Source organism: Marinobacter similis, from assembly GCF_000830985.1.
GTDB lineage: Bacteria > Pseudomonadota > Gammaproteobacteria > Pseudomonadales > Oleiphilaceae > Marinobacter > Marinobacter similis.
In genome coordinates, this window is the sequence record NZ_CP007151.1 from 737,732 (window position 1) to 755,836 (window position 18,105).

Consider the following 18,105-nt stretch of genomic DNA (forward strand, 5'->3'; position numbering starts at 1 on the left):
GCGGAGCTCAGCGTGCAAGCACCCAGATTTCTTGATATCGAATACTGCCAAACCGACGATGCCCTGTTTCCCGTTGCCATGGCCTGGTCCCTGGCCGATGGCCGCATGAAGACCGTGGTGATCAGCCCGAGGACGCATGGCTGCCGGACGACGGTGACCTGGGTGACTTCGACCTTCGCTACCTGGAAGAACAGGGCGTGCCTCCGCTGGAAATAGCGCGCGAACTGCACGAAGACCTGCCGGACCAGACTGTCTACGTGGACGGCCTGGACCCGGATGAGATTCTGATCGACAAGATTTTCAGCGCCATCGGACAAGATGCCCCGTTCGAAATCGCCCCCATCACCGAGCTGATCACCAGCCTGGACAGTGACACCCTTGAGGACCGCCGCCGCCAGTTGATGATCGATGAAGGCCTCGAGCCACAGCTTCCGGAAAACGGGGTGTACGCCCTGCTTCTGCTGGCCCGCGAAGAAGGCCTGTTTGACGCCGACTGACACCTAAAGGCACCCACCGGCAACCGACACAGGGAAGTGTGACACGGGTCGACGTAACAAACGGTTACACAAGGCAAGATCAGGCCCGTACCGTTGACGTCAGGAAGCCCGATAATAATGAACAAGGTTGTGCGAACATCCCTGCTTGCCGCGCTGATTCCAGCGACACTGATGACCACTTCGCCTGTTTTCGCCCAGGAAATGGCCTCTGACAAGGCCCGGGAAGACATGCACTACGTGGGATTGCTGGCCACTGCCTTTAATCATCGCTCTGTCGGAACCGTCACCAACGAGGCAGCCTGGGGCAATGGCGCCACACTGGTCGTCGGCGGCCATATCACCGATCTGTTTCACGCCGAAGTCCGCGCCGGCGGCGGCATCACCGAAGCTGACGTACCCAACAGCAACCTGACCCTGGCCATCGACTATTTCGCCAGCTGGTACATCGGTATGCATCACCCGATCACGGACTACGCGAACGTCTATGGCCAGTTCGGTTTTTCCCACATCAGCGGCAAGTCTGAACTGAAGCGGCCCGAGGCCGCCCAGAACCGCCAGTTTCAACTCTTCGAGGAAGACTTTCCTGGCAGCAGTTTCAGTGTCAGCTGGCTGGTCGGCCTGGACATCGAACTGCTCGACAACACCTACCTTGCCTTCGAAGGCGGCCGGCTGTTCGAAGACACTGAAACGGAGGTAAATACATTCCAGTTCTCCGGCGGGTTACGGTACGAGTTCTAAAGCTCAGCTCTGGTGACGGATATGCCAGCACCGGTGAATCCGGGCATTGCGCTGAAAGTCCTTGTCCAGCGTGCTGGCGCTGACCTCTTCGATATCAAATTCCGCGGCCAGATCTTCATCCAACTTAAAGCGACGGAAGTTGTTGGAAAAAATCAGCAAGCCTTCGGAGTTCAGGCGAGCCATGGCCTGGCGCACTAGCCGGCCATGATCTTTCTGGATATCCAGCACTCCGGCCATTCTCGCTGAGTTGGAAAAGGTCGGTGGGTCCATGAATATCAGATCGTATCGCTGATCCGCAGTCGCTTCGACGCCAGCCAGGCCAGGCAGTCAGCCTGTTCCACGACATGCTTCTTGGGATCTGCCCCGTTCAGGGACAGATTATCCTGGGCCCAGTTCACGTAGGTTTTCGACATATCCAGGCTCAGCGAGCGACTCGCGCCCCCGGCCACAGCGTGCACGGTAGCCGCTCCGGTGTAGCAAAACAGGTTCAGGAAGCGCTGACCCTTGGAGTGCTGCTGAATCCAGTGCCGAACCGGTCGATGATCCAGGAACAGGCCGGTGTCCAGATAATCCTTCAGGTTTACCTTCAGCGCACAGCCGTGCTCGTGCACCTGAAAAAACTCACCGCTGGCCGCCTGCTTTTCGTACTGGCTGGTGCCTGACTGGCGCTGGCGTTGCTTGCATACCATATCCTCGCGCTCGATACCCAGAGCCTCGGGTATCACCGCCAGCGCCTCTGCCAGGCGCTCTCGGGCGGAACGCTCGTCCACGGTCTTCGGAGCAGCGTATTCCTGAACGTGCACCCTGCCCTCGTAAACATCGATGGCCAGGGCAAACTCGGGCATGTCGGCATCGTAGAGGCGATAGCAACCGATGCCCTGCTTGCGCGCCCACTGGCCAATGCTCTTGCGGTTTTTCTTCAGCCGGTTGCTGAGCATCGCCGCCCGTTCTTCATTGGCGATCTTGGGGGTGATCTCGCCCGGTACGTCCGGCTCATGGGGCGTCATCGCGCTGGCGTCGTCCACGGTGAACAGCAGCAGCTGAGCCGGCAGCTTGCCATTGAACAACCGGTACTGCTTGTAGCTGCGCAGACCAATGGACTTGCCGTATTCAGGTGCACCGGTAAACACACCCAGACGCCAACCCGGCAGCAGGCGCTTGACGGTATCGCCCAGCGCCCGATACAGGTACCCAGTTCACGTCGCTCGCTCAGCCGTTCGCCGTAGGGCGGGTTGACCAGCACCAAACCTGAGGATGCCCAGTCACCTTCCAACGCCAGATCGGCAATCGCGCTACTTTCCACCTGCACCAGGCCCTGCAGCCCAGCCCGTTCGATGTTGTTCCGGGCGGTCGAAAGCACGCGACTGTCCTGATCAAAACCAGCCATTCTTGGCAGTTTTCGCTGCTTGCCTTCATGGGCCCTGCGCTCAGCCTCCTGCCGCAACCCCAGCCAGAGGTCGGGCTGGTGCCCAAGCCATTTCTCAAACCCGAAGCTCTCCTGCTTGCGTCCCGGCGCCAGATCCAGCGCCATCATGGCCGCTTCGATAACCAGGGTGCCGGAACCACACATGGGATCGACAAAATCGCCGCCGTTTTGGGCCAACTCAGGCCATCCGGCACGCATCAACAAGGCCGCAGCCAGGTTTTCCTTCAGAGGAGCCGCGCCTTTTTCGGTGCGGTAGCCGCGCATATGCAGGCTGTGACCACTAATATCGATGCCCAACGACAATCGGCCACGATTCAAACGTGCCGATACCGTGACGTCAGGCATCTTGGCCGCCACAGAGGGGCGCTGACCACCACTGGCGCGGAACCGGTCGACGATACCGTCTTTGACGCGCTGAGCCCCGTACTGGGTGTTGCGGATAGCGTCGTTCTGCCCGAGAAAAGTCACCCGGAAACTGCCGGTCACAGGAATGTGCTGCTGCCAGTCCATGTGCACCACGCCGTCATACAGCTGGTCACCGCTGGTGGCATCAACCTCATCCAGATGAAGGATGACCCGGTTAGCCAAACGCGACCACAGACAGGCCCGGTAACCGCCTTCCAGACTACCCTCCGCCCAGACACCAGCCGGTGCATTGCGCACCGGTTCCAGGCCGAAAGTACTGAGTTCGTCTGCCAAGAGGTATTCAACCCCTTTTGGGCAGCTTACGAAAAAGACGGATTTGGACAAGTTCAACTCCTGGTTCACTCGAGTTCGGGTAAGTTTCCGGAATAGCAGACTTTACGCAGCCAGCCACTCTTCGTTATTTCATACAACTATAAGAAAAGCGTCATATAGATGAAATTATTAGTGTACATCCGCTCGACGTTCGAACTACCTTGTAAGTGACGCGTCGTTCCGGAGGCAAATATAAGTCTCCGTTAACAGGATCCTGACTGCTCTGGCTTGAGCTGACAATAGTGGGTTATCCCGGAATGGGCCCTCTGTCCTCGCCACTGCAGATGTGTACACGCTTGTTCTGTTAATCCATCAGTGAGGAACGGCATGAAAAGACAGAAGAGAGACGTTTTCGCTCGCGCATTCAAACGGGGTTATCTAGCCGGCGTATCAGGTAAACCTAAAGACAGTTGCCCCTCAGAACAAATGGAAGTTCGCCAGGAATGGCTAAACGGGTGGCGTGAAGGCCGCACCGATAACTGGGAGGGCATGACCGGAGTTTCCGGCATCCACAAACTTTCAAACGTCACGTCGGCGTGACAATTCAATACAACCCCGGATCTTGATCTGGTCTTTTGTACACAATTTGAAGCAGTAACTTAAAAACCAAAGTGTAACCCAAACGGGGCCTCCCGCCCCGTACCATGCGAAGAAGCGCCACGGGGTTCATTCCCCGCACGGGCCCGCTAAGCGGGCCCATTTTTTTGCCTGCTGAAAACTCAGGGCGCTGTCGCTAACTCTCCATCCTGCTCCAGATGGCGAATCGCTTCCACCGCCTCCCGAATCAGCTCGGGGCCACGGTAGATAAACCCGGTATAGATCTGCACCAGCTTGGCACCGGCGCGAATTTTTTCTGCCGCACTCTCGCCATCGGTAATGCCGCCTACCCCAATGATCGGCAGTGACTCACCCAATTCCGCGTACAGGCCCTTGATCACTCTCAAAGACGCCTCCCGGACAGGTGCACCGCTAAGCCCACCCACTTCACCCGCGTGCGCGTGACCGGCAACAGCGTCGCGACTGATCGTGGTGTTGGTGGCTATCACCCCATCCAGGCCGGTTTCTTTCATGGCGGAGGCCACAAAGCGAATTCCGTTGTCATCCATATCCGGCGCAATCTTTACCGCGATGGGGACGTAGCGACCCAGCTGGCTTTGACATTGAAGCTGCTCGTCTTTAATTGACGCCAGCAACTGTTTCAGCGAATCACCAAACTGAAGGTCCCGCAGGCCTGGCGTATTGGGCGATGACACATTGACGGTGATGTAGTCCGCCCGCGTGTAGACCGCACGGATGCCTTTGCGGTAGTCGGATTCTGATTCTTCGTTCGGCGTGTCCTTGTTTTTACCCACATTGATACCGAGAACGCCCTGGTAGCGCCGCTTGTCCACCCGATCCAACAGGTGCTCAAGCCCCTCGTTATTGAAGCCCATGCGATTAATGATCGCCTGATGCTCCGGTAACCTGAACATGCGCGGCTTGGGATTACCCGGCTGAGCCAGCGGAGTTACGGTACCCACTTCGATAAAACCGAAGCCCAACGCACCCAGGGCATCCAGATGATCGGCATTCTTATCCAATCCGGCGGCCAATCCCACGGGGTTGGGAAAATCCAGCCCCATAACATTCACTGGTAATGCATCTATTCTGGGCGAGAGTGCATTCAGCAAGCCAATCCGGTTGATCGCATCGAGGCCATTCAGTGCCAGGTTGTGAGCCTGCTCGGGCGGCAGCCGGAAAAGCAGGTTACGAATTAAGCCGTACATCTGAAAACTCCTTGCATTTCGGTGGGAGGAGTATACCGGAAGTTGTCCACAGCATCGCCACACGTGAAAAATATGAGGTAAATAGCGGCTGGGAGACGCTCTTGAAATCTTTTCCACGGAATCTGTGGATAAACCTGTTGAAAATCCCGGGGCAACGGGTGCTATCCCTTGATAACTGCGCCTGCCTACAGATTGATCATTTTTAACCAGTTAAAATTCTCTTTATTTTCAGCACCTTATAAATATTTTTATAAGGTGTTGAGTAAACATGGACAAAATGTTAACTGGTCACGGTTTCGCAACACTGTGCATAAAAAAGTCAAAATGGGCCTTAAAAAGCGATTCAGCCCTTGACGGGGAATAACGTTATAATTAGGCACTCCCCTCGATTCCGGAGCCCTTCATGAACGAGCCCGCTTCACCCGCTCAACAACACCGTCAAAACCTGGCTGGTGAAAAAACGCAGGCATCCCGGGTCACCATCATTGGCATGATTCTGGATGCGGTACTCGGTCTCATTAAAGTCATTGCAGGTGTTCTTTTTCATTCCCAGGCCCTGCTTGTTGACGGTATTCACTCATTTACTGATGTTGCCTCCGATCTGGTAGTGCTCGGAGTGATGCGGGTATCCCGAAAAGAGCCCGATCAGGATCACCCTTACGGTCATCAACGGATCGAAACCTTCGGAACCCTGGTTCTGGGCAGCATCTTAATTGCAGTGGGTGCAGCGCTGGCGTGGGAAAATACCTTACGCCTGATCGAGGGTAAAGCGGACATTGTTCCTGGATGGCCAGTGCTGGTGGCAGCGGCTATATCGGTCGCCAGCAAAGAGTGGATTTACCAATACACTCGCCGCGTTGGCTGGCCATTCGCTCCGATCTTATCCTCGCCAACGCCTGGCACAGTCGATCGGATGCTCTTTCGTCTGTTGTCGTATTGCTTTCAACCACGGGCGCGATGGCAGGCTTTCTCTGGCTCGACGTGCTCGCAGCGGTCGTCATTGCCGGCATCATCATCCACATTGGCTGGAAATTTTCCTGGGACAGTGTAAAAGAGCTGGTGGATACCGGCCTGTCTCCTGCTGATACCGAAATGCTCAAGGACATTGCCCGACAGACCGATGGCGTGCGTAACGTGCACGAGCTGCGGAGCCGGCGTATGGGCCACGACATTCTGCTAGACGTCCACCTCCTGGTCCGGCCCGACATCAGTGTTTCCGAAGGCCACCAGATCGGCATGCAGGTTGTCAGTGGCATGCGGCACGCGCTCGACAACATCCGTGACATCAACTTCCACATTGATGCCGAAAACGATGAAGACCACTTACCCACGTCCGAGCGTTTACCTCACCGTGATGAAATCCGCAGTGTACTGGTAGACCACGTTGGGGAATTGCCATCAAACACCCGGCTCCGGCTGCACTACCTGAAAAACAAAGTGCACCTGGAACTGTTCTTTGACACCTCGGCAGGCAGCGACATCCTCACCGCCGAACGAATTCGGGGTGAGTTGGCGGGTTACAGTTGGCTTGGCAGTGTACGGGTGTGGGTCAGTGGTCCCTGACGCCCGGCATTACCGGCGCCGGTTGGCTCCATCCGGGACAGGAACTCCTGCATGATCAGGGTGTAGAGTTCGCCACCCAGGAACCGATCCTCTACCCCGGCATCGATACTGGGGTTATCGTTCACTTCGATAACCGCCACGCGGTTGCCCGACTGCTTGATATCAACACCGTAGAGCCCATTACCAATCAGCTTGGTGGCGCTCAAAGCGGCTTGAATCACATTGCGCGGCACCTCATAGGTCGGCATGGTCTCAAAGTCACCGCTTTCACTGGTTGATTCGCCGTGCTGATAAATCTGCCAATGGCCTTTTACCATCATGTACTTGCACGCATAGATGGCACGGCCACCGAGCACTCCGATACGCCAGTCGTAATCGGTGTACAGGTATTCCTGGGCCAGCACCAGGGCCGACTGCTTGAACAGCTCTTTCAGCCCGGCACGCAGTGAAGCCTCGTCTTCCGCCTTGGTCACGCCCCGGGAGAAAGCACCGTCCGGTATCTTGATGACCACCGGGAAGCCCAGCTCATCCATAACCTGCTCCACGGCCTGTTTCTGGTCTTTCGACAGAATCAGGGTCTTGGGCGTAGGCACCTTGTTGTTCTTCAACAAGTCGGCCAGGAACACCTTGTTGGTGCAGCGCAGGATGGACACCGGATCATCAATCACCACCATGCCCTCGGCTTCGGCCTTGCGGGCAAACCGATAGGTGTGATGGTCGATGGCGGTGGTTTCCCGGATAAACAGTCCGTCGTATTCCGGCAGCCGCATGTAGTCGCGCCGGGTTATCTGCTCAACGTTGATACCCAGCTTGCGGCCGGCTTTTTCGAATCGTGTCAGGGCCACCTTGTCGCTGGGCGGCATTTCCTCGTCCGGATTCACCAGCACCGCCAGATCAAAGCGGTAACGGCGACGAGCCCTGGCTTGCGCCAAACCATGCTGCTGAAACGGTCCAGGGCGGCGGCAAACACATCCTGCTCGCGCTCTTCCAGATCGGCCGGAGCGGCCGGCTTCATGGATTCAATCTGCCAGCCTTTGCGTCGCTTGAACACCACCTCGAGAATCGGACAGGGGAAACGCTCAAACAGCGCCCGAGCCACCGGCTTCAGTTCCGGATGTTCGACCTGACCAAAATAGGTCCGGATACGCACCTCGTGGGTGGCATGGCGTTCATCCTTGGACGGATCGATGGCCGAGCCCGAGGCTTCCAGCCATTCCAGGACGCTACTATCCAGCTCTTCCAGCTCAAGTGAGAACAGGCCCTTGCGGCTAAGGTCGTTCAGCGTCATCACCGAAGGCACCACATGGTGACCACGGCTTCCGCCAACAGGGAGCAGTAATAGCCCCGACTGAGGTACTTGGCGCTCTGGCAAAGGTTGATCACCCGTACCCGGCCATTGGCCGGTGTCGTAAATTGCAGGTACTGGTCAAACGTCAGTACGTCTTCACTGGGGTAATACGGAGACCAGTCTTTCGCGCGGTCCACCACAATCAACAATCGAGACATCGGGGGCAATCCTCCCTGAAGGTTAAGCCTGATTAATTTGCGCAACAATACGCCTGGACGGGTACCCGCACAATCTTCGAATAATGCGTGCTTTTACGCATACTTGAGCTATGTTCCAGTAGCACACTCTCTCTCATAATACCCAGGTAAGGGAAGCTCCCTGCATGCCCCGACCCGTTACTCGCCAAGGCTCCATCACCATGACCGACCTCCTGCTCCGACAGGCAACGACTGCCGACCTGGATGCGCTCGTCCGTCTCGAAAACCTGTGCTTCGATGAAGACAGGATTTCCCGTCGCAGTTTTCGCCGTTTTCTCGAGGTGCCCCGAGACCGTTTGATTGTTGCAACTCTGGCCGGCGAGCTCGTGGGCTATGCCTTGGTGCTGATGAATGCGGCCACCCGGTTGGCCCGCATTTACTCCATTGCCGTTTCTCCTTCAGCCCGGGGCCGCGGTGCCGGAGAAAAACTGGTTCGGGCAGCGGAACAGGAAGCGGTCGAAGCCGGCCGTATTGTGATGCGCCTGGAAGTTCGTGAAGACAACCAGTCTGCCATCGGCCTTTACGACCGCCTGGGCTATCGCCAGTTTGGCACATACCGTGACTATTACGAGGATCACGGTAATGCGCTGCGCTTCGAACGACGCATTCTGTTTTACGAGCCCTCCGGGAATTTCCCGGAAGTACCCTACTACCCTCAAACCACGGATTTTTCCTGTGGCCCGGCGGCCTGATCATGGCTATGGCTGCGCTGGACGAAGGCCAGTCCCTCAGCACTCTTGAGGAATTAAAGCTCTGGCGCGAGGCCACCACCATCTTCATGCTCGCGGGCCACGGCGGCTGTGGCCCCCATGGTCTGGCACTGTCTGCTGGAACCGTGGCTTTCATGCCAGCGCGTGGATCAGTAAAGAAGGCGCCCTGTTCAAGGACACGGTGCGGAACGAGGACAAGAAACGGGTACTGGAGTTGGTGCACGAGGGTTTTCTGCACGACATCGGAAAGACCGAGATAGAGCTGCGGCACGACCCGCTAACACTTGAAGGAATGGAGCGAGCACTGCTCCAGGGTCGCATCCCGGTTATTCTGATCAGCACCTGGCAACTGAACCGGAGCCGAGTGCCGCACTGGGTAACCGTGTGTGCCATCGACGATCAGTTCGTCTACCTGCACGATCCGGAAATCGACGTCGAGGCCGGTGAAACCGTGGCCGACAAGCAATATCTGCCCATCGACCGCCGGATATTCGACAAGATGTCCCGCTACGGAAGTGTGCAGCCGCTCCAGGCCGCTGTCATCGTCGGCCCGAAGCGAACGCCCTGATCAACCGGTCCGCAAGGCAGCCTCTTTAAGCTCCGAGATCTCATCCCGGAGCCGCGCCGCGGTCTCGAAATCAAGATCGGTGGCTGCCTTGTACATCTCATCCTCAAGGCGAGAAACTTCCTTGAGCACCTCCTCAGGCGACTTGTTGCCGGTCTTGGCCCGATACTTCTCGGCTTCTTCCGCGGCCTTTTCACCCGGACGCTCGGCCTTACGACGACCACGACCGCCGCCACCGGCACCCTCCATGATGTCGGCAATCTTCTTATTCAGACCCTGCGGTGTAATGCCATGCTCTTCATTGTGTTCGGCCTGTTTGGCACGCCGGCGAGCCGTTTCATCAATCGCTTTCTGCATCGAGCCGGTAATCCGGTCGCCGTAGAGGATGGCCCTGCCGTTCACATTCCGCGCGGCCCGGCCGATAGTCTGGATCAGCGACCGCTCGGAGCGCAGGAAGCCTTCCTTATCAGCATCCAATATGGCCACCAGCGACACCTCGGGCATGTCCAGGCCTTCCCGCAGCAAGTTGATCCCGACCAGCACGTCGAACTCACCCCGGCGTAGATCGCGGATAATCTCGACGCGCTCCACGGTATCGATGTCGGAATGCAGATAGCGCACCTTGATGTCGTGCTCCATCAAGAAGTCCGTGAGGTCTTCGGCCATGCGCTTGGTCAGCGTGGTTACCAGCACGCGCTCCTTGATCGCCACCCGGGCGTGAATCTCGGACAGCAGATCATCCACTTGGGTGGACGCCGGCCGGACTTCGATTTCCGGATCCAATAGGCCAGTCGGCCGGACGACCTGCTCGACCACCTGACCAGCATGCTCGGCTTCGTATGTGGACGGCGTCGCCGACACGAAGATCATCTGGGGCGCTATGCGCTCCCATTCGTCGAATTTCATGGGCCGGTTATCCAGTGCCGATGGCAACCGGAAACCGTATTCCACCAGGGTCTCCTTACGGGACCGGTCGCCTTTGTACATGGCGCCGATTTGGGGAACGGTCACGTGGGACTCATCCACCACCAGCAGGGCGTTGGCCGGGATATAGTCGAACAAGGTCGGTGGCGCCTCGCCGGGACGACGGCCCGACAGGTAACGTGAGTAGTTCTCGATGCCGTTGCAGTAGCCAAGTTCCATCATCATTTCGATGTCGTAGCGGGTGCGCTCCTCCAACCGCTGCGCTTCCACCAGCCGGTTGTTGTCCCGCAACTGCTTCAAACGCTCATCCAGTTCAACGCGAATGTGTTCCACCGCATCCAGCACGGTCTGACGGGGAGTGACGTAGTGGGACTTGGGGTAGATCGTCACCCGAGGCACTCGGCGCAGCACCTCACCGGTGAGCGGATCGAAATAGCTAAGGTTTTCCACCTCGTCATCGAACAGCTCGATGCGGATGGCTTCCTTCTCGGATTCGGCCGGGAACACATCGATGACGTCACCGCGAACCCGATAATTGGCGCGATGGAATTCGATGTCATTCCGGGTGTACTGCAGCTCCGCCAGACGGCGCAGGATAAAGCGCTGGTCGATCTCATCGCCCCGATCCAGGTGCAGCATCATTTTCAGGTAGGACTGCGGGTCGCCCAAACCGTAGATCGACGATACCGTGGCCACGATGATTGCGTCGGGACGCTCCAACAATGCCTTGGTAGCCGACAATCGCATCTGCTCGATGTGCTCGTTGATCGACGCGTCCTTTTCGATGAACGTATCGGACGACGGTACGTAGGCTTCCGGCTGGTAGTAGTCGTAGTAGGAAACGAAGTACTCCACTGAGTTCTCTGGGAAGAACTCGCGGAACTCGCCGTACAGCTGCGCGGCCAGCGTCTTGTTGTGAGCCATGATGATGGTGGGCCGCTGAATCTCCTCGATCACCTTGCAACGGTGAAGGTCTTGCCGGAGCCAGTCACGCCTAACAGGGTCTGATGTGCCAGGCCGGAATGGATGCCATCCACCAGGCCTTCGATGCCTTCGGCTGATCACCGGCGGGCTCGAAGGGTGAATCAACCTTGAACTTCCCCTCGTTTGCGGTACTCGGCTCGTTCTTGGCCATAATAGGCGGACAACCTCCGGTTTTTGACGGACAAGGCCACGAAAAAGCCCCACTGTCCAGAAATTTAGCGTTATGCCGGCTTCATGATACCATCGGAACAATCGACGGCCGGCAGAAAATAAGTCATTGTGCCTACTTCACCCGTCGCAGAGCCCTATCAGACGCAGCTTTAAGGAGCGCAAGTTTGGACCTTCAACTTTCCAGCCGAGTACAGGCTATCAAGCCCTCTCCCACCCTCGCAGTCACCAACAAAGCCGCGGAACTCCGCGCAGCTGGCCAGGACATCATTGGCCTTGGGGCTGGCGAGCCCGACTTCGATACCCCGGATCACATCAAACAGGCAGCCATTGAAGCCATCAACAACGGCCAGACAAAGTACACGGCTGTGGATGGTACGCCGGCCCTGAAGAAAGCGATTATCGCGAAGTACAAACGGGACAACGGCCTGGATTACGAAGCCAACCAGATCTTGGTAAGCAGTGGTGGCAAACAGAGCTTTTTCAACCTCGCACTTGCCACGCTGAACCCCGGTGATGAAGCCATTATTCCGGCGCCCTACTGGGTGTCCTACCCGGACATGGTTCTGGTTGCCGAAGGCAAACCAGTTATTCTCGAAACGGGTGCTGACACTCGCTTCAAGATCACGCCGGAACAGCTGGAAAACGCCATCACCGAGCGCACCCGCCTGTTCGTGATCAACAGCCCGTCCAACCCCAGCGGCATGGCTTACACCCTGGAAGAGCTGCAGGCCATCGGTGAAGTGCTGAAAAAGCACCCGAACATCATGATCGCCACCGACGACATGTACGAGCCCATCCTCTGGACCGGCAAGCCGTTCTGCAACATCCTGAACGCTACTCCGGAGCTGTACGACCGGACCTTCGTTCTGAACGGTGTTTCCAAAGCCTACTCCATGACTGGCTGGCGCATCGCTACGCCGCTGGCCCCGCCAAGATCATTGGCGCCATGAAGAAGATCCAGTCCCAGAGCACGTCCAACCCCTCGTCGGTGTCTCAGGCGGCTGCCCAGGCAGCTCTTGATGGCTCACAGGACTGTGTTGGCGAGATGGTCAGCGCGTTCAAGGAACGTCACGACTGGCTCGTAGAGGCGCTGAACGGCCTGCCCGGTGTGGATTGCCTGCATGGTGACGGCACGTTCTACGTATTCCCGAGCTTTCACGCCGCAATCGACGCCGACAAGGACGCCACCACAGACGTCGAGTTTGCCGAGAAGCTGCTGACTGAAGCCGGTGTCGCCCTGGTTCCGGGTTCCGCCTTTGGTGTTCCGGGCCACATGCGACTGAGCTTTGCCACCAGCATGGACAACCTCAAGCAGGCCATTGAACGTCTGCAAAAGGCCCTTGGTTAAGACTGGGGAAACGTCCTCGGTCAAAAAGTTTGAGCGAGGGGTTGACGAGGCGGTATAGCCAACTTAATATACGCGCCTCGTCACACACGACGACGTTCCCCGATAGCTCAGTTGGTAGAGCAACGGACTGTTAATCCGTTTGTCGCTGGTTCGAGCCCAGCTCGGGGAGCCACTATTCTAAAAGCCCGCTAATTCTCTGAGTTAGCGGGTTTTTTATTGTCTGATTGCCCTGCTTTCCTCATCTGACCCTGCATCCGCCCTAGCCTGATACCTAAAGGAGTGACGGGGTAGAACCTGCCTCCCAAAAACCGCTACTAGCACGTCCATGTGCGCTTGTTTCCGGCCATCCTTGGCCTTCAACATTTTTGGGAGGCAGGCTCTACCCCATCAGCCGATGTATTCAGAGATAGGCAAATAACGACAAAGCAGCTGACACCTCACGGCTTCGAGGGGCGGCAGGCAGAGCTTTCCAAAACTGTGGAGGGCCATGGACGGCCCGAAACAAGCGCACACGGACGTGCTTGTAGCGTGTTTTGGAAAGCTCTGCCTGCTGCCCCTTACACCGAAACTCACAGGCTAGGTTGAGATTTTAGGAAAAGAACCAGTTACAACCCCAAAACCTCAGCATGAATAGCTTCCAGAGCAGCCAAAGGGTCATCAGCTCGGGTAATTGGACGACCAATCACCAGATAGTCGGAACCAGCCGTGAGAGCATCTGTTGGAGTCATGATGCGTTGCTGGTCGCCCTTGTCGCGCTCAGCGGGCGGATTCCGGGGGTGATTAGCTTGAAGTCTGCGCCCTGCTCGGCTTTGAGCTTGGGAGCCTCCTGGGCGGAGCAGACGACGCCGTCGAGGCCGCAGTTTTTGGTAAGGGTTGCCAGACGTGAAACCTGGACGTCAGGCGAGTCAGTGATACCAATGCCGGCCAGATCATCCGCAGACATGCTGGTGAGCACGGTGACTGCGATCAGCAACGGGCGTTCGGCGCCGTAGGATTCCAGTCGCTCCCGGCAGGCGGTCATCATCTTCTCACCACCCGAGGCGTGAACGTTGACCATCCACACACCGAGGTCAGCGGCCGCTGCCACGGCGGCCGAGGTTGTGTTTGGGATATCGTGAAACTTCAGGTCCAGGAACACATCGAAACCGCGTTTCTGCAGGCGATCTACCAGCTGCGGGCCACTGCGGGTGAACAACTCCTTGCCTACCTTGAGCCGACACTTGGTCGGATCCAGTTGCTCTACCAGCTCTACGGCCGGTTTCTCAGATGGAAAATCCAGGGCGACAATGATCTTCGGATCGTTTTGGTTTTGCACGTTATAAACCCTACAGACTGCTTTAAAGAATTATTCGGCCTCTACACCCTGAATCGGGCGAATGGTCTCCCACTGCTTGCAGCTGGGGCAAAGCCAGTGCAATTGCTGGCCGGAGAAGCCGCAGTTGGCACAGCGGTATATCGGGCGATTCACGAGGATCAGGTGACCGATGCGGCTTACCAAACGCCCCTCATCGGTGGTCATACCCTTCTCATACCCGGCCATCTCAACCAGCCGCAACAGACCCCGGACACTGGGACGCACCTCCAGCTCCTGACGCAGGAGCTCAATGGCAGCAAGACGCCCGGAGGATCGCTCAACGGACTCCACCAGGGCCAACAAGAGACTGGTACTGGGGTAGCTCTCGTAGAGCTTCCGCAGCTTTTTGCCGAGCCGCCCAACATCACCGTGCTCCTGCTCCAGCTTCATCAACCGATCCACGGCTTCAGGACCAAATTCCGGGTTCTGATCGAACACCTTTAAGCTCTGATTTGCGGCTTCCCGGAAGCTACCCTGGCGGATCTGCAGCTTCATCAGAATGAGCGTGGCGCGAACGCAGGACTGGTCATAATCCAGCGCCTGTTTGCAAAGCTTTTGGGCGCCCCAACGGTCATCCTCACGCAGCGCCTGCTCAGCCAGCTCACAGGTAATGTAGGCGAGCACCTTGAACATGGCCGGATCGGCATCACCCTTGGTGAGCGCCCGCGCCACGTCGGCGGCTTTGCCCCACTCTTTTTCCTGTTGATACAGCTCGATCAGCTGCTGCGACGACCCGCGACCGTAATCGCGATCGCCCATCAGCTCCTGCAGCAGAGCTTCGGCTCTGTCCAGCAGGCCCGCCTTGAGGTAATCCTTGGCAAGTTCGAGGGTAACCTGGGGAGAAAAGCGGGTAGGTAATTCAGGGCGTGCCAGCAAATTCTGATGAATAAGGATGGCGCGCTCAGTCTCGCCTTTAAGACGGAAATGACTGCCAATGGACAAGTGCAGGCTGACCGTCTCTTTGTTCACAGCCAGAGACTGCACGAAGTTCTCGACGGCTTGATCGGAGTAATTGGTAAAGAGGAACTGGAGTCGGTCGCGCACCGACTCTTCATCAGCGATCGGGGTGCTGGACCTGCGACGGCTTTTGCCAAGCCGGCCTGCAAACCAGCCGGCAGCAACCGCTATCGTCAGCAGCAGCCACTGAAGCACTATATCCATTAAAGAGTCCGGTCGGTCTGGGCCCTGGATTTCTCCAATGCCTGCTCGGCACGATTAAGTCGTTTCTCGAGGGTTCGCCGGGACACCGAGTTTCGAACAGTGGCCAGCACGGTCATCAACACGCCCACGAGCGCGCCAATGATAAAAGACATGATAATCCAGACGGCGACGCCGTGAGGCTGGGTTTCAAACAACAGGAAGTTGAGCGATACCGCCATCTGATTGTTGAGAGAGAACACAAGTGCCAGCAGGACAAGGACCAGTACTAACAGAATAATGAAGATTTTCTGCAATCCTGCCATAGCAATAACGCTCCCAAACGGACTTAAAAGAAGTCCGGATTATACAAGTTCCCTGATGCTGCGTCAGAAGCCTTTTTTCAGGCTGTCATTGACCTGTTCCCGCAATTCCTTGCCGGGCTTGAAATGCGGCACGAATTTGGCGGGCAGTTGCACGGCTTCGCCAGTCTTCGGATTGCGACCAGTTCGTGCAGCCCTGTGATGCAGCGAAAAACTGCCAAACCCACGAATTTCAATTCTCTGGCCATCGGCGAGCGACTGAGACATGTGTTCAATAATGGTTTTTACAGCCAACTCGACGTCTTTAACGGAAAGCTGACTTTGCTTGGACGCAATCAGCTCGACCAGTTCGGACTTCGTCATGAGGCGTTTCCCTCTTTCTTTATTATGTGTCCGCCGGATACCGGACTCTCATGACTCCTAGTTTAGCCAAACCAAAAAAAAACACAAAAAAAACGGGCTCTTAGAGCCCGTTTTTTTCTTACCAACCGAGATTATCAGTCTTTGTTGGCGTTTTGCTGCTGCATCTGCTCCTTGATGAGATCACCGATGGTGGTCGCACCAGAAGTTTCAGCTGTTTTGGCACGCATGCCTTCAACCGCTTGCTTGTCATCTTCAACGTCTTTGGACTTCACAGACAGGTTGATGATGCGGTTCTTGCGATCGATGCTGATGATCTTCGCTTCAACTTCCTCGCCTTCCTTCAGCGCGTTGCGTGCGTCTTCAACACGGTCACGGCTGATTTCAGAGGCTTTCAGGACAGCTTCCACTTCGTCATTCAGAGCGATGGTCGCGGCCTTCGCATCTACAGCAGAGACGGTACCCTTAACGATAGAGCCCTTGTCGTTCAGCTGTACAAACTCTGCGAACGGATCGCTTTCAAGCTGCTTGATGCCGAGGGAGATACGCTCACGCTCAGGATCAACAGACAGGATAACGGTTTCAACTTCGTCACCCTTCTTGTATTCACGAACTGCTTCTTCGCCAGTCTCGTTCCAGCTGATGTCAGACAGGTGAACCAGACCATCGATGCCGCCGTCCAGACCGATGAAGATACCGAAGTCAGTAATAGACTTGATCTTACCGGAGATGCGGTCGCCCTTGTTGAAGTTGCTGGAGAAATCTTCCCACGGGTTGGATACGCACTGCTTGATACCCAGGGAGATACGACGACGTTCTTCGTCGATGTCCAGAATCATCACTTCCACTTCGTCGCCTACTTGAACGACTTTGGACGGATGGATGTTCTTGTTGGTCCAATCCATTTCGGATACGTGAACCAGACCTTCAACACCTTCTTCCAGCTCAGCAAAGCAGCCGTAGTCGGTCAGGTTGGTAACACGTGCCTTGACCCGGCTGTTCTCCGGGTAACGACCCTTGATATCAACCCAGGGATCTTCACCCAGCTGCTTCAGGCCGAGGGATACACGGTTACGCTCACGGTCGAACTTCAGAACCTTAACGCTGATCTCATCGCCCACATTCACGATTTCGCTCGGATGCTTGATGCGCTTCCAGGCCATATCAGTGATGTGCAGCAGGCCGTCAACACCGCCCAGATCTACGAACGCGCCGTAGTCAGTCAGGTTCTTGACGATACCTTTAATTTCCATACCCTCGGTCAGGGTTTCCAGCAGAGCTTCACGCTCAGCGCTGTTTTCAGCTTCCAGAACCGCGCGGCGGGAAACAACCACGTTGTTACGCTTCTGGTCCAGCTTGATAACCTTGAACTCGAGCTCTTTGTTCTCCAGGTGCGCAGTGTCGCGAACCGGACGAACATCTACCAGAGAGCCAGGCAGGAAGGCGCGGATACCGGCCAGATCGACGGTGAAACCACCCTTGACCTTACCGTTGATAATACCCTTAACAACCTCTTCCGCTTCGAAGGACTTCTCAAGTACCTTCCAGGCTTCTGCGCGCTTGGCTTTCTCGCGAGACAGACGGGTTTCCCCGAAACCATCTTCGACAGCATCGAGAGCGACATCTACAACGTCGCCAATCGCAACTTCCAACTCGCCTTTTTCGTTAAGAAACTGGGAGGCGGGGATAACGCCTTCGGACTTCAGTCCGGCGTTAACGGTGACCCAGTCGCTGTCGACGTCAACTACGGTTCCCTGGACGATGGAACCCGGTTGCATGTCAATTTCTTTTAGGCTTTCTTCAAAAAGATCCGCAAAGCTCTCGCTCATTATGTGTCCTATGTGATCAACGCAAGTTTACTCCGTGCTACCAGCAACACGGTCTGTTAGTCATGTCCGGATGAAGCCAGTGGCTGGCCGATAACGCCACATCCGGCATTTCAACGACGAAAAGGTG

The 18,105-nt window shown here is 56.6% G+C and carries 7 protein-coding genes, 1 tRNA gene and 8 pseudogenes; 7 read left to right on the forward strand and 9 right to left on the reverse strand.

Translation table 11 applies throughout. From position 1 onward, the window contains the following. The first annotated feature begins 12 nt into the window (after positions 1-12). Both AU14_RS03320 and AU14_RS03325 read left to right on the forward strand, forming a co-directional pair. Positions 13-497 (forward strand): annotated as a pseudogene (locus AU14_RS03320) (hypothetical protein). 117 nt (positions 498-614) lie between these two features. After that, on the forward strand, positions 615-1,235 hold the full coding sequence (locus AU14_RS03325) for an outer membrane beta-barrel protein (RefSeq protein WP_041338905.1): 621 nt from the start codon (positions 615-617) through the stop codon (positions 1,233-1,235). Positions 1,236-1,238: 3 nt separating this feature from the next. On the opposite strand, the pseudogene rlmKL reads toward AU14_RS03325, so the two are convergent. Continuing rightward, positions 1,239-3,411 (reverse strand): annotated as a pseudogene (rlmKL, locus tag AU14_RS03330) (bifunctional 23S rRNA (guanine(2069)-N(7))-methyltransferase RlmK/23S rRNA (guanine(2445)-N(2))-methyltransferase RlmL). 315 nt (positions 3,412-3,726) lie between these two features. Here rlmKL and rmf point away from each other — a divergent pair. Next, positions 3,727-3,939, forward strand: coding sequence for a ribosome modulation factor (gene rmf, locus AU14_RS18890; RefSeq protein ID WP_094191138.1), 213 nt, complete (start codon positions 3,727-3,729; stop codon positions 3,937-3,939). Between the two features lie 179 nt (positions 3,940-4,118). Here the strand turns inward: rmf and AU14_RS03335 are convergent, their stop codons facing one another. Continuing rightward, entirely contained in the window at positions 4,119-5,165 is a 1,047-nt protein-coding gene (locus tag AU14_RS03335) for a quinone-dependent dihydroorotate dehydrogenase (protein WP_041338908.1), read from the reverse strand. Positions 5,166-5,568: 403 nt separating this feature from the next. Here AU14_RS03335 and AU14_RS03340 point away from each other — a divergent pair. Next, positions 5,569-6,728: pseudogene (locus AU14_RS03340) on the forward strand (cation diffusion facilitator family transporter). Positions 6,729-6,737: 9 nt separating this feature from the next. Here AU14_RS03340 and AU14_RS03345 read toward each other — a convergent pair. Continuing rightward, a pseudogene (locus AU14_RS03345) lies at positions 6,738-8,234 on the reverse strand (RimK family protein). 200 nt (positions 8,235-8,434) lie between these two features. Between AU14_RS03345 and AU14_RS03350 the strand changes: the two are divergent. Continuing rightward, positions 8,435-9,551 (forward strand): annotated as a pseudogene (locus tag AU14_RS03350) (peptidase C39 family protein). Here AU14_RS03350 and uvrB read toward each other — a convergent pair. Beyond that, positions 9,552-11,607: pseudogene (uvrB, locus tag AU14_RS03355) on the reverse strand (excinuclease ABC subunit UvrB). It abuts the pseudogene before it with no gap. 184 nt (positions 11,608-11,791) lie between these two features. Here uvrB and AU14_RS03360 point away from each other — a divergent pair. Together AU14_RS03360 and AU14_RS03365 are read left to right on the forward strand one after the other, a co-directional pair. Next, positions 11,792-12,975: pseudogene (locus AU14_RS03360) on the forward strand (pyridoxal phosphate-dependent aminotransferase). Between the two features lie 96 nt (positions 12,976-13,071). After that, positions 13,072-13,147, forward strand: a tRNA-Asn gene (locus AU14_RS03365). A 433-nt stretch (positions 13,148-13,580) separates the two neighbouring features. Here AU14_RS03365 and pyrF read toward each other — a convergent pair. From pyrF to rpsA, 5 genes and pseudogenes are all read right to left on the reverse strand, one after another. After that, a pseudogene (pyrF, locus tag AU14_RS03370) lies at positions 13,581-14,290 on the reverse strand (orotidine-5'-phosphate decarboxylase). A 30-nt stretch (positions 14,291-14,320) separates the two neighbouring features. Next, positions 14,321-15,490, reverse strand: a complete 1,170-nt coding sequence (gene lapB / locus AU14_RS03375; RefSeq protein ID WP_041338911.1) for a lipopolysaccharide assembly protein LapB — start codon at positions 15,488-15,490, stop codon at positions 14,321-14,323. Then, complete coding sequence (locus AU14_RS03380) at positions 15,490-15,792, reverse strand: LapA family protein (protein ID WP_041338914.1); 303 nt, start codon at positions 15,790-15,792, stop codon at positions 15,490-15,492. Before AU14_RS03380 ends, lapB begins: the two co-directional genes overlap by 1 nt. Positions 15,793-15,855: 63 nt before the next feature. Beyond that, complete coding sequence (locus AU14_RS03385; protein WP_041338916.1) at positions 15,856-16,152, reverse strand: integration host factor subunit beta; 297 nt, start codon at positions 16,150-16,152, stop codon at positions 15,856-15,858. A gap of 134 nt (positions 16,153-16,286) precedes the next feature. Beyond that, positions 16,287-17,978: a 30S ribosomal protein S1 gene (rpsA, locus tag AU14_RS03390; protein WP_041338919.1), complete on the reverse strand. Its 1,692-nt coding sequence runs from the start codon at positions 17,976-17,978 to the stop codon at positions 16,287-16,289. Positions 17,979-18,105 lie beyond the last annotated feature (127 nt).

Coding starts and splice junctions, on each gene's coding strand:
- lapB (WP_041338911.1), bottom strand. CDS start 15,490: ATGGATATAGTGCTTCAGTGGCTGCTGCTGACGATAGCGGTTGCTGCC.
- AU14_RS03335 (WP_041338908.1), bottom strand. CDS start 5,165: ATGTACGGCTTAATTCGTAACCTGCTTTTCCGGCTGCCGCCCGAGCAG.
- rpsA (WP_041338919.1), bottom strand. CDS start 17,978: ATGAGCGAGAGCTTTGCGGATCTTTTTGAAGAAAGCCTAAAAGAAATT.
- AU14_RS03385 (WP_041338916.1), bottom strand. CDS start 16,152: ATGACGAAGTCCGAACTGGTCGAGCTGATTGCGTCCAAGCAAAGTCAG.
- AU14_RS03380 (WP_041338914.1), bottom strand. CDS start 15,792: ATGGCAGGATTGCAGAAAATCTTCATTATTCTGTTAGTACTGGTCCTT.
- rmf (WP_094191138.1), top strand. CDS start 3,727: ATGAAAAGACAGAAGAGAGACGTTTTCGCTCGCGCATTCAAACGGGGT.
- AU14_RS03325 (WP_041338905.1), top strand. CDS start 615: ATGAACAAGGTTGTGCGAACATCCCTGCTTGCCGCGCTGATTCCAGCG.